This is a genomic window from Yersinia sp. 2542 StPb PI (genome assembly GCF_048593855.1).
In the GTDB taxonomy this organism is placed as follows: Bacteria; Pseudomonadota; Gammaproteobacteria; order Enterobacterales; family Enterobacteriaceae; genus Yersinia; species Yersinia enterocolitica_E.
On the sequence record NZ_JAZGQA010000030.1, the window covers coordinates 1 to 22,504 of the forward strand.

Below are 22,504 nucleotides of genomic sequence, written 5' to 3' on the forward strand. Positions count from 1 at the left end.
TTTATTAATATTTTTCTATAAGTGATAGCGCAATATTTTGCGTTCTTTGTTCGATTTAATTGAATGATGATAATCAGATAGGAAATTTCCGCCGGGTTACAGCGTAATCCGAGGCTGTGTTACCATATCGGGTAAGGGTTTATCTAATAAAAGCTATGGGTCACTCATCTATTTGGCGTCGAAAATGGGTGTATTGGCAGGTTAAAAATTGATACCGATTAATAAAAAATATCGGCCAATCAAACTCATAGCATAAAATCATTGGGCTGATACCGTAGGTTGCAGCCGCATCGTAACAAGGAACACAGAACGTGAAATCTTCGCTCGCAGCATTATCCACCCAACTCGGTGAGTTGATGCTCCGTGACCAACAACGCCTGCGGCGTCGGCTGCAAGGCGCACGAAAAATTAATAATCCACAGGCCGTAGAGGCGATTACCCTCGAGCTTGAGGCTGATATAGCAACCGCCATGCAGCGGGTTATTCGTCGTCGAGCTGCTTGTCCGGCGATAACTTATCCTGAAAACTTGCCAGTCAGCCAGAAAAAGCAAGATATCTACCATGCTATTCGTGACCATCAGGTGGTGATCGTCGCCGGTGAAACCGGTTCCGGTAAAACCACCCAGTTGCCGAAAATTTGCCTGGAGCTGGGGCGGGGCGTGCAAGGGGTGATCGGCCATACTCAACCACGTCGTCTGGCTGCGCGCACCGTCGCAAACCGTATTGCGGATGAACTGGATACCTCCCTGGGCGGTTGTGTCGGTTATAAAGTGCGTTTTAACGATCAAGTGGGTGAAAACACGCTGGTTAAGTTGATGACCGACGGGATTTTGTTGGCTGAAATTCAGCAAGATCGTCTGTTGATGCAATATGACACGTTGATTATCGATGAAGCCCATGAACGTAGCCTGAACATTGATTTCATCTTGGGCTATTTGCGTGAATTATTACCCAAACGCCCAGATCTAAAAGTGATTATCACTTCGGCGACCATTGATCCGCAGCGTTTCTCCCAGCATTTCAATAATGCCCCTATTATCGAGGTTTCTGGCCGCACCTATCCGGTCGAAGTACGTTATCGCCCTATTGTGGATGATGCCGATGATGTTGAACGTGACCAACTACAGGCTATTTTTGATGCGGTTGATGAGTTAGGCCATGAAAGCCCTGGCGATATTCTGATCTTTATGAGTGGTGAGCGTGAGATTCGTGATACCGCTGATGCATTGATGAAGCAAAATCTGCCTCATACGGAAGTGCTACCACTCTATGCCCGCTTATCAAACAGTGAGCAGAATAGGGTGTTCCAGTCGCATCATGGGCGGCGAATTGTATTGGCGACCAACGTGGCCGAAACCTCGCTCACCGTACCTGGGATTAAGTACGTGATTGACCCCGGTACAGCTCGCATCAGCCGTTATAGCTTCCGTACTAAGGTGCAGCGGTTGCCTATCGAGCCGGTGTCTCAGGCGTCAGCTAATCAGCGTAAAGGACGTTGTGGCCGTGTGTCAGACGGTATCTGTATCCGTCTTTATTCTGAGCAGGACTTCCTCTCTCGCCCAGAGTTTACTGACCCGGAAATTCTACGAACCAACCTGGCCTCCGTCATTTTGCAAATGACCTCACTCGGTCTGGGTGATATTGCGGCATTCCCGTTTGTGGAAGCCCCCGATAAACGCAATATCCAAGATGGTGTTCGGTTACTGGAAGAACTGGGTGCGATACAAACCGCCGATAATGGTCATCAACAACTGACCCCGCTGGGGCGGCAATTAGCGCAATTGCCCGTCGACCCTCGTCTGGCACGGATGGTGCTGGAAGCACAGAAAAGTGGCAGTGTCCGCGAATTGATGATCATTACCTCGGCGTTGTCGATTCAGGACCCGCGTGAACGGCCAATGGATAAGCAGCAGGCTTCTGATGAAAAACATCGTCGCTTTGCGGATAAGGATTCTGATTTCCTGGCATTTGTTAACTTATGGGATTACCTGAAAGAGCAGCAAAAAGAGTTGTCATCAGCGCAGTTCCGTAAACTGTGCCGCAGTGACTTTCTCAACTATCTGCGGGTGCGCGAATGGCAGGATATCTACACGCAACTGCGCCAGGTGGTGAAAGAACTGGGTATTCCGGTGAATAGTGTTGCAGCCGACTACCGTAGCGTGCATACCGCGATATTGACCGGTTTGTTATCTCATATCGGCCAAAAAGATGTTGAAAAGCAAGAGTATACCGGTGCTCGTAACGCAAGGTTTGCTATCTTCCCCGGTTCCGGCTTATTTAAAAAACCGCCGAAATGGAGCATGGTGGCTGAGCTGGTCGAAACCAGTCGCTTATGGGGCCGCATTGCTGCCCGCATCGAGCCAGAATGGATCGAACCTTTGGCGCAGCATTTGGTGAAACACCATTATAGTGATCCGCATTGGGAGAAAGCACAGGGTGCGGTGATGGCCAGTGAGAAAGTCACCCTATTCGGTTTACCCATAGTTGCTGAGCGCAAAATCAATTACGGCCCGATTGACCCACCGCTATGCCGTGAGCTGTTTATTCGTCATGGCTTGGTGGAGGGGGATTGGCAAACGCGTCACGCTTTTTTCCGTGCCAATCTCAAACTATTGGCTGAAGTTGAAGAGTTGGAGCACAAATCACGTCGGCGCGATATTCTGGTGGATGATGAGACACTGTTTAACTTCTATGACCAGCGAATTGGTCGCGAGGTTATTTCAGCCCGTCATTTTGATAGCTGGTGGAAGAAAACCAGCCAGACACAGCCAGAGTTATTGAACTTTGAAAAAACCATGCTTATCAAAGATGGCGCGAACAAAGTTAACCCGCTCGACTATCCCAACTTTTGGTATCAGGGTTCGCTTAAGTTACGGCTTTCCTACCAATTTGAACCCGGTACTGACGCTGATGGGGTAACCGTACATATTCCGTTGCCCATCCTTAATCAGATCCAAGAGCAGGGTTTTGATTGGCAGATACCGGGGATTCGGCGTGAATTAGTGATTGCACTGATCAAGTCTTTGCCTAAACCGGTGCGGCGCAATTTTGTCCCCGCGCCCAATTATGCTGAGGCGTTTCTGGCTCGCGTTACCCCGATGGAGGTGGGGCTGCTCGATGCATTAGAGCGTGAACTGCGGCGCATGACGGGTGTGACAGTGTCACGTGATAGTTGGCAATGGGACCAAGTGCCAGATCATCTTAAAATAACCTTCCGTGTGCTCGATGATAAAAATCGTATTTTGCGTGAAGGTAAAGACCTTGCTGCCTTGAAGCTACAGTTACAAGAGAAAGTGCAGGAAACATTGTCCGCCGTTGCCGACGATGGTATTGAACAAACTGACTTACATATCTGGAGTTTCGGTGATCTACCGCTGTGCTATGAGCAGCGTCGTGGTGGCTATGAAGTCAAGGCATACCCGGCACTGGTGGATGAAAAAGGCAGTGTCGCTATTCGCTTGTTTGATACAGAATCTCAGCAACAACAAGCTATGTGGCAGGGGACAAGACGTTTACTATTATTGAATATCCCATCCCCTATAAAGTATTTACATGAGAAATTGCCGAACAAATCCAAGCTCGGGCTCTATTTCAATCCTTATGGCAAAGTGTTGGACCTGATTGATGACTGCATAGCTTGTGGTGTGGATAAGTTAGTTGCGCAGTATGGTGGCCCCGCATGGCAAGAGGCGGAGTTCGCTCGACTACAGGAAAAGGTTCGTGCTGAACTGAATGACACGGTGGTTGAGATTGCCAAGCAAGTTGAACAAATTCTGACGACGGTATTCAGTATTAATAAGCGACTGAAAGGCCGGATAGATATCTCAATGGCATTGGCTCTCTCTGATATTAAAGCCCAGCTAGGGGGGCTTATTTATCGTGGTTTCGTGACCAATAATGGTTGGAAACGTCTGCCGGATACACTGCGTTATCTGCAAGCGATTGAGCGCCGATTGGAAAAGCTGGCTATGGACCCGCATCGTGATCGTGCCCAAATGCTACGCGTAGAACACGTGCAACAGATGTGGCAGCAATGGCTGCATAAATTGCCGCCAAAACGCCAGCAAGATGAAGAAGTTAAAGAAGTTCGCTGGATGATTGAAGAACTGCGTGTGAGCTTATTTGCTCAGCAATTGGGGACAGCTTACCCTATTTCTGACAAGCGTATTCTGCAAACTATCGAACAGCTTTCTGCCTGATTAGCGATTAATATCACTCCGCGTTCTAAGTATCATTGATTTAGGCGCGGAGTCTCTTACTGACTAAATTCCTTCCTAATATACCGCTATAAAATTCACTATCTTTATGATTCATCTATTTTTATCTGCATGTCAACTATGTAATAGATGAAACTTGCTGATGTTGATGCGAAGCCTCTCGAGAATTGTAAATTAACTGGGCTGCATGGCCGCGGCGTTATTGCCTCCTTTCTTGAACTCCCGCTATATAGATACTGACAAATCAGACCATTGGGTTAAAGTTTGTCTGCTTTAGGGTCACCATATTTGATTACCTATGGTGAGTTTGATAGAGTTTTTCCAGCGCAGGGATTGCTTATGTATCAAATTTGTTTGTTGAGGTTGGCACAGCGCGAGTTGTTTAAATTACCTGTAGGCATTCAGGCGGCTCTGATTAAAGCTATGGATGAGTTAGAGGCTTATGGTCATGAGTTGCGGGAGCCAGAGGTGCGGGATATTGGGCGCGGGCTAAAGGAGTTGCGGGTTAGTGCTAGAGAGGGGGGCGGGCGTGGTTTTTTCTTTTACCACCTGGGTCGGCAGGTTTACATCATTCATATCTTACAAAAGAAGACGCAAAAGACCCCAAGACGAACACTGATGTTGGCTTATCAGCGGATGAAGGAAATCAAACGGAGATTGCAACCATGAAAAAACAAGATGACTTTGACATTATTTCTTTTGCTGAGATTAAAGCAGATGCTTTAAATCATCCTCAGGTCAAAGAAGCTTACACAGACTTGCAGATTCGCGACGCCATGATGACTGAGCTGAAAGCTGCCCGTCAGCAATGTAATTTAACACAAGAGGAAGTGGCGCAACGAGCAGGGCTGAAAAAACAAAATATCAGTCGTATGGAGAAAGGTATCATTTCTCCCAACCTCACCACGTTGAGCCGTTACGCAGCAGCATTAGGTGGGACTTTTGTTTTCAAATTCAACCAAAAGCCCCATTGTGTCAGTAAGAAATAGGGGATATCCCTCACTCTGTGTATCACTGAATAAAGTGGTCACTTTGCTGCATTTTTAGCGAGCGTTTTTAACCGTTCTCTAATCGCCGTTACCGCCAGGGCGCGGTTATCCGCAAGATAGCGGTCTTTGGCGGCCGGTGCAGAACTTTGAATCGCAATTAAAGACCACGCGTCGCCATTTTTTAGTAATAGTGGGGAACCACTGTCACCTGGCAAGGTATCGCATTGGTGTGAGAGTACGCCCTGTTGTGCCCAACCGGTAACCAGACAGTCTTCATGGCTGTATAAAGTTTCAAGATGATCAAGGGGATAACCCGCTTGAGTTATCTTACGATTAACCAATTTAAGCGCTTGTGTCAGCTCACTTGAGGTTCCATCCCAAAGCGGTAACGGCTTAATCGGGATAGGCTTTGTGTTAGTTAACCGAATAAGTGCAAAATCATAAGCGGCGGCGGCGGGTGGAACTATCCAACCATCGCCATCAGGTTTAAGTTTTTTACCTAATTTGGCATCAACCAGCGTTTCCAGTCGGGTAATCTGGTACTTCCAATGACCATCATGAGACATAAAACGTAAGGCAACCGCGCGATCAATTTTCCCCGGTGGGGTAAGAACGCAATGGCCTGCGGTGAGCGCCAGACGAGGGGAGATTAACGTTGCTGTGCAAAGGTTGCCACTGGTTGTTTCAACTTGCCCGATGGCTTGCCACGGCCACTCCGTACTGTTTGTTATCGCTGTACGGTCATCTTTCCCGAAGAACAACGTGGTTTGATCCGCAATGCTGCTTTCGTCATCCGGCTTGTCAGTGGGGGGAAGGGCTAAAGCCATAGAGATGGAAAGTGGCAACAGACTCAATAGCAATAATGAAGATAAACGCATAAATAATTAGCCTTGCCTTTATTTACTGACCAAAGGTTATCCATTAACACACCTGAGACCTGCTGATTAGACGGCTAATCACAGCTCCACTAGCGCTAACTATAGACATAATAAGTTGTGTCATATGTTGTCAGTAATTGATTTTTCGATAATTTTAGAGCGCTATCGGCCGTTGGTACTATAAATAAAAGAATAATGTGATCAGACCGCAAATAACTAATATGGCTAAAGTGATTTCAAATAAATAATGGCGCAGCATTATCAGCACTCCTAATAAAAAACACCCGGTAAACCGGGTGTCGAGTGAATCGCTGTTGCAGGTCAATCGTGAGAGCCTGTTGTGGCTTTCACAAGTTAAATGCTGCCGCTATTTGGTCACTGGCACTGCGGTTGGAGCAGACTTACTGTGTGTCGCTTTTTTATGGTGTTTTTTGGCCGCCTGTGCTTTTTGCACTGGGGCTGCTTTATCCATTTTTTTCATCGAATCAGATTTTTTAGCTTTCTTGTGGTGCATGGTTTTAGCCGGTGCATTATGAGCTACTGGTGCTGTAACAACGGGTGCCGCCGGTGGTGCAACGGTGTCGGCGGCTNTTGCTATAGATGATACACCCAAGGTTGCAGCAACAATCAGAGCTAATACTGTTTTCATAATTTATTCCTCAGTGTTCTGTTTGTATATCGGCCCCGTTGGGTCGTTATAAAGAGAGTAGAGGAAATATATACTGGCTTCCGTGAGTCATTGGTTTCGGCTTGTAACCGATTGTACAACGGTAATAAACCAGATAAATAACCGACAAAATCACTTGTTTTAGTTACAACATACAGTAAGCGTTTTAATAAACTTATCGTCTTATGTAACATCAACGTCGCTTGATAGTGGGATGTAATTTGAGTTATGCAGGGAGAGGGGCGCCCAACCCTAATGAGAGGTTAGGCGCAGACCAACACGCAATAAATTACAAATAACGCCGCTCTAAATGTTGGCGGAAGTAGCGAGGGTTAAGTGTTTCACCGGTAGCCTTGGTCATTAATTCTGCGGTTGAGTAACGGCTGCCATGCTGCCAGATATTCTGTTGTAACCAGGTGAATAGGGCGCTGAGATCGCCACTAGCGATACTCTTATCCAGCCCCGGAATAGCATCACGGGCAGTTTGGAACAGTTGCGCTGCATACATTGCACCCAATGTATACGTTGGGAAATAGCCAAAAGCACCATCGGTCCAATGGATATCTTGCATACATCCATTACGGTAATTACCCTCAGTATTAATACCGAGGTATTGCTGCATTTTCTCATTCCACAGCATAGGGATATCATCTACTTCGATTTCACCACTGATCAACGCTTTTTCGATTTCATAACGCAATATAACATGGGCAGGATAGCTCACTTCATCGGCATCAACTCGAATAAAACCCGTTTTAACCCGTTGATTGAGAACTATGAAGTTCTGTTGCGCAAAAGCGGGTTGATCGCCAAATTGGTTTGCTACCAGTGGGCGGATCACTTGTAAGAATTCATTACTACGTGCTAATTGCATCTCAAACAGTAAGCTTTGGGACTCATGGATGGCGGTTGACCGTGCATGGGAAATGGGTTGCCCTAACCATTCACGTGGTAGATTTTGCTCATAACGGGCATGGCCTGTTTCATGCACAATACCCATTAATGAACTGAGAAATTCTTGTTCGTTATAACGAGTTGTAATGCGTACGTCTTGAGGAACACCACCGCAGAACGGATGTACACTGACATCGACCCGCCCGCCGTCAAAGTCAAAACCGAGTACTTTCATCACTTGTAACCCAAGCTGACGCTGTTTTTCCACGTCAAAAGGGCCCTGTGGTATCAGGCAGTTTTCATTGGCTTGTTTAGCCGTCACTTTTTGTAATAGGTCAGGTAGCCATTGCTTAAGATCACCAAATATACGGTCTAAATCGGCACTGTTAGTCCCTGGTTCATAGAGATTAAGTAATGCGTCATAACCCGAGATACCAGCCGCCTGAGAACGTATCGAGGCTTCTTCACGGCTGAGTTTGACCACTTCCCGCAAGTTTTTTGCAAAACCATGCCAATCATTAGCGATACGCTGTTGCCGCCATGCATGCTCACATCGCGCACCTGCCAGTGATTTAGCTTCTACCAGTGCTTCTGGCAGCAGGACTGCATTGTCATAATGGCGACGCATTTCGCATAAATTTGCCTGCGCAATATCATCAAGCGTTTCTTGCTCAGCTTGTTTTAACCACTCACCAACCTGGTTGGCCGTTAATATCTGGTGTTGTAAGACATTTAGCTCCGCCATCGCTTCTGAGCGGGCAAGATTACCTTTCGCTGGCATCATAGTCTGCATATCCCATCCGGCAATAGCCGACAGGTGTTCGAAACGTGCAAGACGGGTAAAGGTTGTACGCAGGTGGTGGTAAGCGGTGGTCATAAAACACTCCAAAGTAAAAGTTAGTGCTTAATCTTGAGCAACGGACAGTGAGTAAAGGCTTTTTACCGGCCAACAGAACCGGAAACTGGCACCGCCTAATGAACTGGCATCGACGGAGATACTGCCCTGATAAGCCAGTGCGATGGAGTGAACAATCGCCAAGCCCAGGCCACAGCCTCCTGTTGCCCGGTCGCGACTGGGATCGAGGCGAACAAAAGGCTCAAAAACGCGTGCGCGCTCTTCCAAAGGGATACCAGGCCCATCATCTTCAACTTGCAAGCAGGCGTTGTCACCATCAAACCATAATCCGATACGTAGTCGTTGAGTGGAATAGCGTAGCGCGTTATTAACCAGATTATCTAATACACGCTCCATCAGACGCAGGTCAACAGCACCAAAGTCACCGCGATGGGGGATATCGAGTTCGATTTCCCGATCACTATGGATTAAGCGCATATCCACGACTTTTGCTGTTAACCAGGCGGGTAGGTCGATGGGTTCCAGATTAAGGGAAACCTGCGGGCGGTCCAATCGAGCGTAGGTCAGTAACTCATCAATCAGTGCTTCTAACTGGCCAATATCATGATTTAAAGCCAATTGTTCACTTTCTGTCAGGTTGTCACTCATCGCTAAACGATAACGTAAACGCACGAGCGGTGTGCGGAGTTCATGAGCAATACCATCAATGAGTAATTTCTTGCTAACAATCAGAGTATTGATATTGTCAGCCATTTGATTAAACGCCACGCCTAAGCGGTTTAAACTGGACGTAGGATCAAAATGGGTTCGCTCGTCAAGATAGCCAGCCCCCAGTCGCTGAGCCGCATTCTCCAGTTTCAGGAGGTCTTTCCAGTGCGGGCGCATCCACAAGAATACTGGCAGCGCTAAGGACATACCAATCAGGATTAATAAGGCCAAGTCGAGCAGGCGCATTTGATGCAAATAAAATAAATAGGGGACTGGGCCGACAGCAAGAACGTAGTGACTGCGTGGGATACGTTGCAGGAAAGTATATTCATCATCTAACGCAATAATTTCACCGGCACGCAGGCGTTTATTCAAACGCTCGCCGAGATCTCGTTTATCGAGAGGTTCTATATGCAACTGAAAGGAAAGATTTAAATCCAGTGTAGCAATGGTTTTATTCCAATCCTTCAGGGGAATTTCTCGCAATTCACTGCGCATCAACGAAAGTGAACTTTTCATCAGGTCATCTAATGACTGCCGGCCAGCACGCTCTGCGGTGACTTTGTAAACCAAACCGACCAGCATCGCCATCACCATAAAACAGACGAACAGCAATAAGAAAAACTGAATAAATAGCTTCCTCATTGTTGCACGGACTCCCAGGCATTGGGGGCGAATAAATAGCCTTTATTACGCACGGTTTTGATGCGAAATGGCTCGAAAGCATTGTCATAGAGTTTGCGCCGCAAACGCGAGATGGCAACGTCTATACTGCGGTCCATGCCGTCGTAGCTGACTCCGCGTAAATTTTTCAGTAGCGCTTCACGGTCCATTATTATTCCTGCATGGGTAGCTAACTCCCATAACAAATCAAAATCAGACGTGGATAATGTTATCTCTTCATCATTAAGATTAACTTGGCGGTTTACCGGATCGATACACAGTAAGCCGAAATGAATCGCATTATGACCGGTAAATGGCGGACTAATGATCTCTTTGCTTTGTTGCTGGTTATGCTGGCGAAGATGTAGCCGTAGGCGTGCTAGCAGTACTGCGGGTGGTGTGGTTTTGAGAATATAGTCATTTGCGCCCATTTCAAGCGACAGAATATGGTTCATATCACTGTCAAGCGAGGTCAGTAGCACAATCGGCCCCTCATAAACCGGCCGCAAATCACGACACAGCGTCATGCCATCTTTTCCTGGCAACATGATATCAAGCAATACCAAGTCCGGTTGTTGTTGTTCAATCACCGCCTGGGCAGTATCGCCACGGGGTTCTACAAACACATCAATGTCATGCTTACCCAGATAGGCCGCAATCAATTTTCCGACTTCCGGGTCGTCTTCCACAAAAACAATTTTGGTCATGTTTTTCAGTTTATAAAGGTGCCAGAATTCAGCATAGCGCGCAGTTGACAGCAATACTATGCATGTTATTTATTCCGCTTATCATTAATGCTGATGAGTGATTGCTAGACAACAGGCAAATCATTTCATTATATTAATAAAAGTGATTATATCGTCATCTCTATTTTGTTGCGCCTATCGTTTATATATCAATACTTACGATTAATGAATAGCTGTATCGATCAGCTGAGGACTGAGGGATGAGTGGCGAACACATTGGTGCGCCAGCGCACAGTGAAAAGGTTTGTTTCAATTACACGGAATTTTTAGCCGCATCATGCAAAAAACGGTGGAGTTTTATCGATGCGATTTATGGTGTTATGCCGATATTTGGCATGGTAGTAAAATCGCAGACTGAATCGGAAAAAACACCGCAAGAGCGGCTTAACGCATTGGCCTTACAGGTATTATCTACCCAGCTTAATGACCAAACCAATATTGTTCGCTTGATTCGGCTAGCCGAACAACAGGGCATTACGGTGTTGGATATCCAGTTGCCTTACCCTTTGGAGACTGCTCAACTCGGCGAGATTAAACAAAAATTGCCGGAATCGATAAAATTAAGCCAGCAGGGGGAGTGTTTATCGGTGGATTTGGCGGGGGCAACTAATCATTAGTTAACAGACGATACTCAAACGGGCAAACTGAGGTAACGCGGTCAGCCCATTTGAGATCTTATTTTTCGCCGCTTTTATTCGGGCTTAATGCATCGCGAACCAGGTTGCTGGAATAGTTGCAATCAACACCAGGCCGATAGCCGCTCGCTCCACGGTATTGAGTAATTTCAGCCCTTCATGCCCTTTGCGCGCATAAATAAATACCAATAATCCTGGGGCATATAACAGAACGGACAACAGCAGGTACACTAACCCGGCAGCATAAATTAACCACAAACCATACAAGCACGCGCCACTGGCAGCAACAATCAAACGCCAGTCATGACGTTTTAAGGCGACTTTAAATAAGAAGGCTCCCACGAGGAAATAGGGTACCAGAATCATTTCTGACGCAATTGTTAGTAAGGTATTGTAGTTGCTGCCCGTCAGCCAAATCAGAATCAGAGCCACCTGTACTGCGCAGTTGGTTAACCACAAAGATTGTGCCGGTGCATTGTTTTTATTCTGATGGCGGAACATTTTGGGAAAAGCCCCGTGCTTAGCTGCAACCATCGGCACTTCAGCAGCCATAATGGTCCAGCTAAGATAAGCGCCACACACAGAAATAATGAGCCCAGTGGCAATGATGACTTCACCCCAAGGGCCAATCATCTCGACCATAATTCCAGCCATCGACGGATTACGCATACCTGCTAACTCAGCCCGCGGCACTACGCCAAGAGACAATAGGGTAATGAGCAAATAAACGCACAGGGCAGAAAGCACGGCTAACATGGTTGCCCGACCCACATCTTTTTTATTGCGTGCGCGGGCCGAAACAACGACTGCGCCTTCCACACCAATAAAGACCCAGAGCGTTATTAGCATGGTGTCCTTAACCTGCTGCCAGACCGGGGTATGCAGCGCGACACCACTAAAATCAAAACTGAAAGTATCAAGGCTGAATGCCAGGCCTGCCAACACAATAAAGCCACCGATAGGCAGCAGTTTTGCCAAGGTGGCGGCCAGGTTAATACTGGCGGCGGTTTGGACACCGCGCAGAACCAGTGCATGCACCAACCATAGCAGGAAGGAGGCTCCCAGCAATGCCTGCCAAGTATTCCCTTCACCGAAGATAATGTGACCCGATTTATCAGTAAAGAAGCTTAATGCAGCAAAAACAATTACTAAGTAAGAGACATTAGCAATAACGGCGCATAGCCAGTAACCCCAGGCTGAGAAAAAACCGATAAGATCACCAAAGCCTTCTTTGGCATAGGTGAATATTCCGCCATCGAGATCAGGGCGCAAGCGCGTCAGTAACAGCATGGCAAACGCCAGGAAGATGATCCCCACGCCGGTAATACTCCAGCCGATAAGCAGTGCCGCAGGGCTGGCAACTTCTGCCATATTTTGCGGTAAGCTGAAGACACCTGCTCCCAGCATTGAGCTAAGCACCAGCGCGGTTAGCGCAGTCAGGCCGAGTTTTTTTTCCAATTATGGATCCTGGTTTTGAAAGTATTAATGAATGGTTACTGACTTGTAAGCAGCATTATATGAGGAAAGATTATCGATAATTGACAGATAATAGCCCCAAATTTTTTGGGAGATTTTACGGAGTGGAACGCGATCATGCAATGATTGGTTATGCGATTTGGGCAAAAAATTATTCAGTCCGTACCAATAAGAAGCAGGACAACAACAGACACATAAAAAAAGGCAGCACATAGCTGCCCTTACAGTAACGATTTAAGCAAACTTATTTGAACAAGTCAGCGCTAACACTCAGGTTACCACCACTTTGGTTCTGCCACTGGCGAGTCACATGGTAATACTTCGCACCTTTTGCCGCAGCACGTTTAGCCACTTCATGAGATACGTCAGTCATGCTGTTGTAGTGACCGCTAAAGGTAATAGAATCAAACGGCACCATCTGTGCGGCTGTCGTGTTATTCAGCTCCTGAATTTGAGTACCATCATTCAGGGTGACAGTGTAACGTTTGCCGGTTGATGATTGCGTTTCGAAGAAACGGCCCACATCAGCACTTGGCGTACCTGAAGAGGCAACACCTGGGATTTCAACGTTGGCAGCAGCTGCGCCACCGGCAGCCAGTGCCGCACGGCCAGCATCAGAATCGGCAGGAATAACATCCGGGCTCTGAACAACACGTTTTGCCGCATCTGCTTTATAAACATATGCCGTCACAAACTGGTTGCCGCCTTGGTTTGCATCAACCTGACGCACGATAAAGAAGGAGTATGCCCCTTTCTCTTTTGCCGCTTTTGAAATGGCATCGTTGATATCAGGCTGGCTGCGGAAGAAGCCACTAACAGAAACGGTATCATAAGGCTGAAGCGCGTAGGCTTCTGCTTTTGGCAATTCTTTCACATCATTAAAGACGCGATACTGGGTTTCTTTGCTCACTTCCGCTGCATCGTTATGATAAACATCGGCCGTTACACGCCAGTTGCCGCCATTATTGTTGCTGTTGATATCCTGAATATAGAAGGAGTCTGCACCCAATTTGTCAGCACGGCGGGATACCGCATCCGCTGCTTCATTTATTGCATTAAATCGGCCAGTAATAGTAATGCGATCAAATGGCTTAATGGCTGCTGCTTGCTCAGGCGCGAGTTCTTTTGCCGCTTGTGCAGCAGAAAGCGCGGTGAGTGATAGCAATGCCGATGCGATGATCGTGTATTTCAGCTTCATAAAAAATCCTTTCGCCTTGCGCATTAACGTTGATACGTGCGGAACAATTGATGTGTAACAGAATAGCAGATGATTATTACATGTAATAATGGCGGGTGTCTCAGCAATTTATATGACTTAGTATATCAATTCTGAAGATTAGCCCGCCGGTACTTTACAGCAATAATAGGGATAAGCTTTACGAATAATTGCTTTAACGTCATAAGTGCTGATTATTTACATTTTGCTAACCTGCTGCCGCGCCATTACTGGGCTGCCTCATTATTGTCCGGCTTGTTATTTTGGTGCAAAGTTGCAGGACAAGCCGCTGGTAAATATTATTTTTGTAGTGAATTATAGAGAGTTCTTTCCGCCTGCCAGTTTTAGTGCAAAAACTGCACCAGAAGCACACACAGATATGGATCATCAGTCACATTTTCAGTAGGTTATAGGGAGCTGTAGCAAAGCAGGTTTATCAGTAACCAAATAGAACTGAAGCATACCCAAATTAGTGGGTGTTGCCGGTAGGCTGCAAGCAAACGAATCCCACGTCAGTGGTTCGGGTGAGTGTAGGTCGCTAACGTCCCAGCAACGCCGAGTAAGATGGATATGGCAATACTCATCATCAAAGACAGGTAAAAAGGGAACATTATGCGTATTGGTGTACCAAAAGAGCGGTTGGCCAATGAAGCCCGTGTTGCAGCAACGCCGAAAACGGTGGAACAACTGCTGAAATTAGGCTTCACCGTGGCGATTGAAAGTGGAGCTGGTCACTTAGCCAGCTTCGACGATGCGGCGTACCAGGAAGCGGGTGCCACCATTACGGATACCACCGATGTGTGGCAATCCGACCTTATCCTCAAAGTGAATGCGCCCCTTGAGGAAGAAATTAGCCTGATGCGCGCCGGGAGTACGTTAGCCAGTTTTATCTGGCCAGCTCAAAACCCGGAATTACTGCAAAAGTTAGCGGAGCGTCAGGTAACCGTATTGGCCATGGATTCAGTGCCGCGCATATCTCGCGCGCAATCGATGGATGCGCTCAGTTCAATGGCAAATATAGCCGGCTATCGTGCCATTGTTGAAGCTGCCCATGAATTTGGTCGCTTCTTCACTGGGCAAATTACGGCCGCGGGTAAAGTTCCACCGGCGAAAGTGGTGATTATCGGGGCTGGGGTTGCAGGTTTGGCAGCCATCGGGGCGGCAGGGAGTATGGGTGCTATCGTGCGTGCATTCGACACCCGCCCAGAAGTAAAAGAACAAGTTCAGAGTATGGGGGCTGAATTCCTTGAGCTGGACTTTGAGGAAGAAGCGGGCAGTGGTGATGGTTACGCCAAAGTGATGTCTGACGCTTTTATCAAAGCCGAGATGGCACTGTTTGCCGCTCAAGCTGCTGAAGTGGACATCATTGTTACCACTGCACTGATTCCGGGTAAACCTGCTCCTCGGTTGATCACCAAAGAGATGGTGGCATCCATGAAGTCGGGCAGTGTGATTGTTGATCTGGCCGCGCAAACCGGTGGTAACTGTGAACTGACCGTCGCCGATAAAGTGACAGTGACAGACAATGGCGTAAAAATTATCGGTTATACCGATCTACCCAGCCGTTTACCCACACAGTCATCGCAACTTTACGGAACTAACCTGGTTAACTTGCTGAAATTACTCTGTAAAGAGAAAAATGGTGAGATAGATATTGATTTCGAAGATACCGTGATTCGCGGTGTAACCGTGGTCAAAACCGGTGAAATAACGTGGCCAGCACCGCCTATTCAGGTATCAGCACAGCCTCAGGCGGCTAAAGCTGAACCTATTGTGAAAGAAGACGCCAAGCCTGGCTCGCCATGGCCGAAATACATCATTATGGCACTGGTCGTTGTGTTGTTTGGCTGGTTAGCAAATGTTGCTCCGAAAGAGTTTTTATCTCACTTTACGGTGTTTGCACTGGCGTGCGTAGTGGGTTATTACGTGGTGTGGAACGTCAGCCATGCACTACATACACCTTTAATGTCAGTCACTAACGCCATTTCAGGCATTATTGTTGTCGGCGCATTATTGCAGATTGGCCATGGCGGCTGGGTAAGCTTCTTATCCTTTATTGCCGTACTGATTGCCAGTATCAACATTTTTGGTGGCTTTACGGTCACCCAGCGCATGCTGAAAATGTTCCGTAAAAACTGAGTGGTATAAAACTCGGTGGGTATAAAAATAATGTCACACAAAAATATAGGGGTAACTGATGTCTAGTGGTCTCGTTACAGCTGCGTACATAGTTGCTGCGATTTTATTTATTTTCAGTTTGGCTGGGCTGTCGCGCCACGAAACATCCAAACAAGGTAACACTTTCGGTGTGACCGGTATGGCCATCGCGCTTATCGCCACCATCCTTGGGCCGGATTCAGGTAATGTTGGCTGGATTATCATTGCCATGGTGATTGGTGGCGCAATTGGTATCTATCTGGCGAAGAAAGTCGAAATGACTGAAATGCCAGAACTGGTCGCCATTTTGCACAGTTTCGTCGGTCTGGCAGCCGTTCTGGTTGGCTTTAACAGCTATCTGGATCACGGCCCGGTGGTGATGGACGCGGTGATGGTGAATATCCATCTGACCGAAGTCTTCTTAGGTATCTTTATCGGGGCAGTCACATTCACCGGTTCTATTGTCGCCTTTGGTAAGTTACGCGGGATTATCTCATCCAAGCCACTGATGTTGCCACAACGCCATAAGTTGAATCTGGTGGCGCTGGTTGTGTCATTCCTGCTGATGATTCTGTTCGTCAAAACCGACAGCGTTAGCTTACAAGTGGTCGCGTTGTTATTGATGACGGTGATTGCTTTGGGCTTTGGCTGGCACTTGGTGGCATCTATCGGTGGTGCTGACATGCCGGTTGTGGTCTCAATGCTGAACTCCTACTCCGGTTGGGCTGCGGCTGCCGCAGGTTTCATGTTGAGCAATGACCTGTTGATTGTAACGGGGGCCTTGGTCGGTTCTTCCGGTGCTATTCTGTCTTACATCATGTGTAAAGCGATGAATCGCTCATTTATCAGTGTGATCGCCGGTGGCTTTGGTACTGATGGTTCTTCAACCGGTAATGCTGAAGAAATGGGTGAGTACCGTGAAACCACGGCTGAAGAAGTGGCTGACCTGCTGAAAAATGCTAGCTCAGTTATCATCACTCCGGGTTATGGCATGGCAGTGGCACAGGCACAATACCCCGTCGCTGAGATTACTGCAAAACTACAAGCGCGGGGCATCAAAGTCCGCTTTGGTATTCACCCGGTAGCTGGGCGTTTGCCAGGTCATATGAACGTGTTATTGGCTGAAGCCAAGGTCCCTTATGACGTAGTGCTGGAAATGGATGAAATCAATGATGATTTCCCAAGTACTGATGTCGTGTTGGTGATTGGTGCCAACGATACGGTTAACCCAGCAGCACTTGAAGACCCGCGTAGTCCGATTGCCGGCATGCCGGTGTTGGAAGTATGGAAAGCGCAAAGTGTTATTGCCTTTAAACGTTCAATGAATACCGGTTATGCTGGCGTGCAAAACCCATTGTTCTTTAAAGAAAATACCCAAATGTTGTTTGGCGATGCTAAAGACAGCGTAGAAGCAATTTTACGCGCGTTGTAATTCGTTATTACGAATCGCAGATCAAGGGCCACCTATTCGGTGGCCCTTCTTTTTGATTTAATCAATGGGTGATGTCAGACAAGGGTTATTCAATCTCTTCCAGATCTTCATGACCTTCTATCGGACAGGTAAATCCTTCGGGTTTAATTGCCAGTAAGTCACACTTAAGATGGTCGATCACATGTTCGGTAGTATTGCCAATAAAGGCGGCAGATAGCCCAGTACGCCCCAAGGTACCCAGAACAACCACCCCAGCCCGCAAGTGTTCAGCCAAATCAGGAATAACCTCTTCAGGGAGACCTTTTTCAACATGGGTGAATTTTTCATCAATGCCAAATTGCTGGCGTAATGCTTTCATCGCAACCAAATGCTGACCACGAATTGCATCGTTATAGACGCTCGGGTCAAAATCAGGCAATTCAATGGCGATATTAATCGGGGTTACCGGGTAGGCGCTGATCAGATGCACTGGCGTTTGATTGACATGTTCGGCTAACTCTCTGGTCTCTTTGACCAAACGGAGATTTAGTGGGTCATGGAGTGGATCTTCACTTGAGAGGTTAACGGCCACCAGCGCTGTGGCGCCTTCCGGCCAGGGTTGGTCTTTCACCATCCAGACTGGGCATGGGCACTTACGCAATAAATGCCAGTCGGTTGGGGTAAAAATAATCGACTCCAGGCGGTCGTGTTGATGCGCCATTTTTAACAACAAATCGTGCTTGGCGTTCAGGATTTCCTGAATAATGGCCTCATAGGGCCGATTATGCCATACCACTTTGATTTCAATTGGAATACCGGCATCAAGATAAAAGCGGCATTGCTCGCTTATCCATGCGGAACGTTGGCTGATAACCCCTTTACGCATTGCGGTACGCTCATCAGGCGACAGCAGGGTGGTCATATCATATGACAGATCATAAATAGCCAAAAATGCTTTGATGGTGCCGCCATTGCGCTGCACAAGGTAAACTGCACGTCTTAGTGCAGGTTGATCATCCTGATTGGGGTCAATAGCAACCAGAATATTCTGATACTTTGCCATAGAGTCTCCTTACAAACGTGAATTAACAGTATGTTAGTTAAAGAGTAAACCATGAAAGGGAAACAGGATAGGTGGCTGTGGGAAGCAGACCAATAAATTTTCAAGTTGCGGATTTGCTGGCGGCTTGCGTTACCCGGTCGATCCTCAGACCTGGCCTCTACGAGGCCGTTACTTACCGCCTTCCTGCAACTTGAAATCTATCGGGTATTTATTATTCTGGTTTTGATCAGGTTACAGACTTGGTCTTGGATTACCCGCCAGTTTGGCCAGAGCTTCGGTATTCTCGATAGTAATGTACTTACCTTTCACACTCAGAATATCGCTTTTCTGGAAACGGCCCAGTAAACGGCTGATGGTTTCTACCGTCAGACCTAAATAGTTACCAATATCACCACGGGTCATCGTCAGGCGGAACTCACGTGGAGAGAAACCACGTTGAGCAAAACGGCGAGACAGATTATAGATAAAGGCCGCCAGACGCTCTTCTGCATTCTTTTTGGAAAGTAGCAAAATCATATCTTGGTCACCTTTGATCTCACCACTCATCAGGCGCATCATCTGCTGGCGCAGATTTGGCATTTTGCCGGATAAATCGTCCAACGTATCAAACGGGATTTCACAAACCATGGATGTTTCCAGAGCTTGTGCGAAGCTCGGATGCTGCAAATTGCTGATAGCGTCAAAACCGACCAAATCACCCGCCAGATGGAAACCGGTGATTTGCTCATCACCTTCTTCGGTAATGGTGTAGCTTTTAATGGTCCCGGAACGGATGGCATACAGGGATTTGAGTTCATCACCCGCTTTAAACAGCGCCTGTCCTTTCTGAATAGGTTTCTTCCTTTCAATGATATTGTCGAGCTGATCCAGCTCGTTTTCATTTAAGGTAAACGGAATACAGAGCTGGCTAATACTGCAATCCTGACAGTGAATTGCACAACCACCAGACTGGATACGTCGGATTACGCGTTTTTCCGGGATCATAGGGTATTCCCATTAATATTGATATGCGTCAATTTTAACATCTTTTCTTGCGTCTGATAAGAGCAACAATAGTTAGCGTGCTAAAAGATAACCCTCATGCATTAGTAACCAGCGTTTTCTCTCCACTCCACCGGCATATCCTGTCAATGCACCTTGTTGCCCAATGACCCGATGACAAGGGACAACAATTGAAATAGGGTTCAATCCATTCGCCATCCCGACAGCCCGCGAAGCGGTAGGGCGGTTGATTCGTTTGGCTAACTCGCCATAAGTAATCGTTTCGCCACAGGGGATTTTTCGCAGCTCTTGCCAGACTTGACGCTGAAAATCAGTCCCAGCGGTTTTAACCGGTAAATTATCAATAATGCTCAGGTCACCAGCAAAATAGCGTTGCATACTGTCACTTAGCCCACCGGGATTGCGTTGTTCAACCAATGTAAACGCGCCCGGGCCGTAATGGTTGCCTAGCAACTTCATCAGACGCTCGTAGTGGTCAGTCCAATCGATGGCACGTAGCCGGTTTTCTTGGTCTGCGATCAGTAACAGTTCACCTTGTGGAGTTGCCATCCGATCAATAAAAAACGTTTCCATAAGTCTCCGCTATGCTGCTGCCGTTGGTTGTAGACAGTTTTACCGATAATGATTGCCTGAAATATGGCATCAAAAGATACCTACTGTGGCGATAATCGCATAACCAAGAAAATTTAGGTATCAATTCGGGGTGGGCGAACCCAACATTAGCGGCTAGGATGAGAGCTTATTGATTACGAAAGCCCTTGATTGTGAGTATTAACTGTTGTGACGACTGATACTTACGATTGCCACTTCATGCCAGGTACTAACTCCATGTCAAATATCATTTTGTCTCCTTTATTACGTGATGGCGATCCTCAGTCAGCTGTTATCGAGCGCCCGCACAGCCAATCGCCATTTATCTTACTGGCCGACCATGCCGGTCAACGGATACCGGTTCAACTTGGTGATTTGGGGTTACCCTCAGGAGAAATTGACCGCCACATCGGTTGGGATATAGGTTCATTGGCAACGGCGCGGTTACTTAGCCAGTATCTGGATGCAACCTTGATTCATCAGCAATATTCGCGATTGGTGATTGATTGCAATCGCACGCCGGGAATCGCCAGTTCGATCCCTGAAATTTCCGAGCACACTCGGATCCCGCGCAATATTGGTGTCACCGTAGCAGAGGCTGAAGCGCGCCGGGTTGAGGTATTCCAGCCTTATCATGATTTGATTACACAAACGCTGAATCAACGCCGTGATAGCGGCCAGATGAGTGTGATCCTCTCCATGCACAGTTTTACACCGTCGTTTAAAAACATCGCGCGCCCCTGGCAGATTGGTACCTTGTTTCATCGTAATCCTGAGTTTGCTTTGCAACTGGTTTCATTGTTACAGCAAGAAAGTGACCTGCACGTCGGGATTAACGAACCTTATGCCATGACGGATGCAACGGATTTCACGTTACCCTTCCACGCAGAACAGCGGTAGTTACCTTATGTGGGTATTGAGATTCGTCAGGATCTTATTACGCATCAAGCAGGTCAGGCGCTCTGGGCTTGCCGTTTGGCGCGACTGTTGCCGCAGGTGTTAGCGGCATTGAATTATGCAAAATAAGCAGCAATGCCATTTATTGACATGAAAATTATCGGTTCTGCACCAATTATCAACGCACGCTCATGACCAACAGCCATTAATTGGTTATTATCAGCATAATCATCATTTTTTATTCGCTGCATAATATTAAGGTTGATAATTACGTGGAACCAAAACCTGCGCGCATTCTGATCAGTGCCTGTTTAATGGGAAAACCGGTGCGTTATAACGGCAGTGCCCTGTCTGTTAGCGATGAAATTATTCAACGCTGGCAGGATGAGGGGCGACTGGTCCTTATTTGCCCTGAATTATCCGCAGGTATGCCGGTACCGCGTCCGCCAGCCGAAATTCAGCAAGGTAACGGCGAGGCGGTGTTGCAAGGGCTGGCGCGGGTGATCGAGCAGTGGGGCAATGATGTTAGCCGGGAGTTTTTGCAAGGGGCTTATCAGGCTCTGGAGTTGGCGCAAAAGCACTGCTGCACAGTAGCAATTTTGACCGAAGGGAGCCCATCTTGTGGGAGCAGTCGCATCTATGATGGTCATTTTAGCGGCACCCAGCGCACAGGACAGGGAGTCACCACGGCGTTATTGCGCCGCCACGGAATAACCGTTTTCAGCCATCATCAGCTTAAACAGGCAGATGATTTTTTGCGAAGCTCTTCACAAATCAAGGTTGAAAATTAACCGAATGTCATAAAATCTCGCTATACTGTATGAATGTACAGTTGTGGCGTAAAATCGCATTTTTGGTCACTTCATCTTTCTTGAAACCATTAAGTCGAGGTAGCGATATGACATTTAAGATAGTAGAAAAGCAACCGCAGCAAATAGTCAGTATTCGGCTGGTCGGCCCTTATCACGAGACTATCCCGCAAGGCTTTAACCAACTTTCTTCACTCTATACTCAGTACCAAATCCCTGGGAAAGAGTGGTTGGCTCTTTACTGGGACAATCCTGAGACTAATCCTCCTGCTGAGCTACGGGCTGACGTATCCTTGTCGGTGGCTGACGATTATGTGTTGCCCGCAGAACTCAGTGATCAACTACAACTACAAGTGATTCCCGGCGGTTTGTATGCGGTGTATCACACCAGGGTAACGGATGATGATTATGCCAAAGCCTGGAGCGAGTTGTATAACCAGCATCTGCCACAAAGTGGTTATCGTTCGGTAGAAGGTGCGTGTTATGAGGTTTACCTCAATGACGGCATAACCGATGGTTATTTTGATATCGATATCTGTCAATCGGTTGAAAAAGCACAATAATGAGTGGCGGCCGTGTCGGTTGGTGCGGCTGCCTATCGTGGCAACATGGATTCAGGATAGGCGTAC

Annotated in this window: 18 protein-coding genes and 1 pseudogene; 9 read left to right on the top strand and 10 right to left on the bottom strand. The window is 47.2% G+C overall.

The annotated features are described in order from the left end of the window. The first annotated feature begins 311 nt into the window (after window positions 1–311). The 3 genes from hrpA (at window position 312) to V1952_RS06050 (ending at window position 5,206) form a co-directional block, all read left to right on the top strand. Complete coding sequence (hrpA, locus tag V1952_RS06040) at window positions 312–4,199, top strand: ATP-dependent RNA helicase HrpA (protein ID WP_420074461.1); 3,888 nt, start codon at window positions 312–314, stop codon at window positions 4,197–4,199. A 357-nt stretch (window positions 4,200–4,556) separates the two neighbouring features. After that, on the top strand, window positions 4,557–4,886 hold the full coding sequence (locus V1952_RS06045; protein WP_372559075.1) for a type II toxin-antitoxin system RelE/ParE family toxin: 330 nt from the start codon (window positions 4,557–4,559) through the stop codon (window positions 4,884–4,886). Further along, the gene (locus tag V1952_RS06050) at window positions 4,883–5,206 is read left to right on the top strand and encodes a helix-turn-helix domain-containing protein (protein WP_372559074.1); all 324 of its coding nucleotides are present in this window, start codon (window positions 4,883–4,885) and stop codon (window positions 5,204–5,206) included. Before V1952_RS06045 ends, V1952_RS06050 begins: the two co-directional genes overlap by 4 nt. A 38-nt stretch (window positions 5,207–5,244) precedes the next feature. Here the strand turns inward: V1952_RS06050 and V1952_RS06055 are convergent, their stop codons facing one another. The 5 genes from V1952_RS06055 to rstA form a co-directional block, all read right to left on the bottom strand. Next, a complete protein-coding gene (locus V1952_RS06055; protein WP_372559073.1) occupies window positions 5,245–6,084 on the bottom strand; it encodes a trypsin-like serine peptidase in 840 nt (279 codons plus the stop codon). A 367-nt stretch (window positions 6,085–6,451) separates the two neighbouring features. After that, entirely contained in the window at window positions 6,452–6,733 is a 282-nt protein-coding gene (asr, locus tag V1952_RS06060) for an acid resistance repetitive basic protein Asr (protein ID WP_420074462.1), read from the bottom strand. 307 nt (window positions 6,734–7,040) lie between these two features. Then, complete coding sequence (locus V1952_RS06065) at window positions 7,041–8,522, bottom strand: carboxypeptidase M32 (RefSeq protein ID WP_420074463.1); 1,482 nt, start codon at window positions 8,520–8,522, stop codon at window positions 7,041–7,043. A 27-nt stretch (window positions 8,523–8,549) separates the two neighbouring features. Further along, window positions 8,550–9,854, bottom strand: a complete 1,305-nt coding sequence (rstB, locus tag V1952_RS06070) for a two-component system sensor histidine kinase RstB (protein WP_083158795.1) — start codon at window positions 9,852–9,854, stop codon at window positions 8,550–8,552. Further along, a complete protein-coding gene (gene rstA, locus V1952_RS06075) occupies window positions 9,851–10,579 on the bottom strand; it encodes a two-component system response regulator RstA (protein WP_083163624.1) in 729 nt (242 codons plus the stop codon). Before rstA ends, rstB begins: the two co-directional genes overlap by 4 nt. A gap of 239 nt (window positions 10,580–10,818) precedes the next feature. Here rstA and V1952_RS06080 point away from each other — a divergent pair, with 239 nt between their 5' ends. Then, the gene (locus V1952_RS06080) at window positions 10,819–11,235 is read left to right on the top strand and encodes a hypothetical protein (protein WP_372559068.1); all 417 of its coding nucleotides are present in this window, start codon (window positions 10,819–10,821) and stop codon (window positions 11,233–11,235) included. An 84-nt stretch (window positions 11,236–11,319) separates the two neighbouring features. Here the strand turns inward: V1952_RS06080 and V1952_RS06085 are convergent, their stop codons facing one another. Then, entirely contained in the window at window positions 11,320–12,711 is a 1,392-nt protein-coding gene (locus V1952_RS06085) for an amino acid permease (RefSeq protein ID WP_372559067.1), read from the bottom strand. Window positions 12,712–12,973: 262 nt separating this feature from the next. Then, a complete protein-coding gene (gene ydgH, locus V1952_RS06090) occupies window positions 12,974–13,927 on the bottom strand; it encodes a DUF1471 family protein YdgH (RefSeq protein ID WP_083158798.1) in 954 nt (317 codons plus the stop codon). Between the two features lie 630 nt (window positions 13,928–14,557). Here ydgH and pntA point away from each other — a divergent pair. Then, complete coding sequence (gene pntA, locus V1952_RS06095; RefSeq protein WP_372559066.1) at window positions 14,558–16,084, top strand: Re/Si-specific NAD(P)(+) transhydrogenase subunit alpha; 1,527 nt, start codon at window positions 14,558–14,560, stop codon at window positions 16,082–16,084. A 58-nt stretch (window positions 16,085–16,142) separates the two neighbouring features. Then, complete coding sequence (pntB, locus tag V1952_RS06100; protein ID WP_372559065.1) at window positions 16,143–17,534, top strand: Re/Si-specific NAD(P)(+) transhydrogenase subunit beta; 1,392 nt, start codon at window positions 16,143–16,145, stop codon at window positions 17,532–17,534. A gap of 85 nt (window positions 17,535–17,619) precedes the next feature. Here pntB and uspE read toward each other — a convergent pair whose 3' ends face one another. The 3 genes from uspE to ogt form a co-directional block, all read right to left on the bottom strand. Further along, on the bottom strand, window positions 17,620–18,576 hold the full coding sequence (gene uspE / locus V1952_RS06105; RefSeq protein WP_083158802.1) for a universal stress protein UspE: 957 nt from the start codon (window positions 18,574–18,576) through the stop codon (window positions 17,620–17,622). 231 nt (window positions 18,577–18,807) lie between these two features. Beyond that, window positions 18,808–19,560, bottom strand: coding sequence for an FNR family transcription factor (locus V1952_RS06110; RefSeq protein WP_004390269.1), 753 nt, complete (start codon window positions 19,558–19,560; stop codon window positions 18,808–18,810). A 72-nt stretch (window positions 19,561–19,632) separates the two neighbouring features. After that, window positions 19,633–20,151 carry a methylated-DNA--[protein]-cysteine S-methyltransferase gene (gene ogt / locus V1952_RS06115; protein ID WP_372559064.1) on the bottom strand — a complete coding sequence of 173 codons (519 nt, stop codon included), beginning with the start codon at window positions 20,149–20,151 and terminating at the stop codon, window positions 19,633–19,635. 255 nt (window positions 20,152–20,406) lie between these two features. On the opposite strand from ogt, the pseudogene V1952_RS06120 reads away from it, so the two are divergent. The 3 genes and pseudogenes from V1952_RS06120 to sbmC all read left to right on the top strand — a co-directional run bounded on the left by V1952_RS06120 (window position 20,407) and on the right by sbmC (window position 22,438). After that, window positions 20,407–21,195: pseudogene (locus tag V1952_RS06120) on the top strand (N-formylglutamate amidohydrolase). A 143-nt stretch (window positions 21,196–21,338) separates the two neighbouring features. Continuing rightward, window positions 21,339–21,857, top strand: coding sequence for a DUF523 domain-containing protein (locus V1952_RS06125; protein ID WP_372559062.1), 519 nt, complete (start codon window positions 21,339–21,341; stop codon window positions 21,855–21,857). 107 nt (window positions 21,858–21,964) lie between these two features. After that, the gene (gene sbmC / locus V1952_RS06130) at window positions 21,965–22,438 is read left to right on the top strand and encodes a DNA gyrase inhibitor SbmC (RefSeq protein ID WP_420070821.1); all 474 of its coding nucleotides are present in this window, start codon (window positions 21,965–21,967) and stop codon (window positions 22,436–22,438) included. Window positions 22,439–22,504: the final 66 nt, after the last annotated feature.

Coding starts and splice junctions, on each gene's coding strand:
- V1952_RS06045 (WP_372559075.1), top strand. CDS start 4,557: ATGTATCAAATTTGTTTGTTGAGGTTGGCACAGCGCGAGTTGTTTAAA.
- V1952_RS06050 (WP_372559074.1), top strand. CDS start 4,883: ATGAAAAAACAAGATGACTTTGACATTATTTCTTTTGCTGAGATTAAA.
- V1952_RS06055 (WP_372559073.1), bottom strand. CDS start 6,084: ATGCGTTTATCTTCATTATTGCTATTGAGTCTGTTGCCACTTTCCATC.
- V1952_RS06065 (WP_420074463.1), bottom strand. CDS start 8,522: ATGACCACCGCTTACCACCACCTGCGTACAACCTTTACCCGTCTTGCA.
- rstB (WP_083158795.1), bottom strand. CDS start 9,854: ATGAGGAAGCTATTTATTCAGTTTTTCTTATTGCTGTTCGTCTGTTTT.
- rstA (WP_083163624.1), bottom strand. CDS start 10,579: ATGACCAAAATTGTTTTTGTGGAAGACGACCCGGAAGTCGGAAAATTG.
- V1952_RS06080 (WP_372559068.1), top strand. CDS start 10,819: ATGAGTGGCGAACACATTGGTGCGCCAGCGCACAGTGAAAAGGTTTGT.
- ydgH (WP_083158798.1), bottom strand. CDS start 13,927: ATGAAGCTGAAATACACGATCATCGCATCGGCATTGCTATCACTCACC.
- pntA (WP_372559066.1), top strand. CDS start 14,558: ATGCGTATTGGTGTACCAAAAGAGCGGTTGGCCAATGAAGCCCGTGTT.
- pntB (WP_372559065.1), top strand. CDS start 16,143: ATGTCTAGTGGTCTCGTTACAGCTGCGTACATAGTTGCTGCGATTTTA.
- uspE (WP_083158802.1), bottom strand. CDS start 18,576: ATGGCAAAGTATCAGAATATTCTGGTTGCTATTGACCCCAATCAGGAT.
- V1952_RS06110 (WP_004390269.1), bottom strand. CDS start 19,560: ATGATCCCGGAAAAACGCGTAATCCGACGTATCCAGTCTGGTGGTTGT.
- ogt (WP_372559064.1), bottom strand. CDS start 20,151: ATGGAAACGTTTTTTATTGATCGGATGGCAACTCCACAAGGTGAACTG.
- sbmC (WP_420070821.1), top strand. CDS start 21,965: ATGACATTTAAGATAGTAGAAAAGCAACCGCAGCAAATAGTCAGTATT.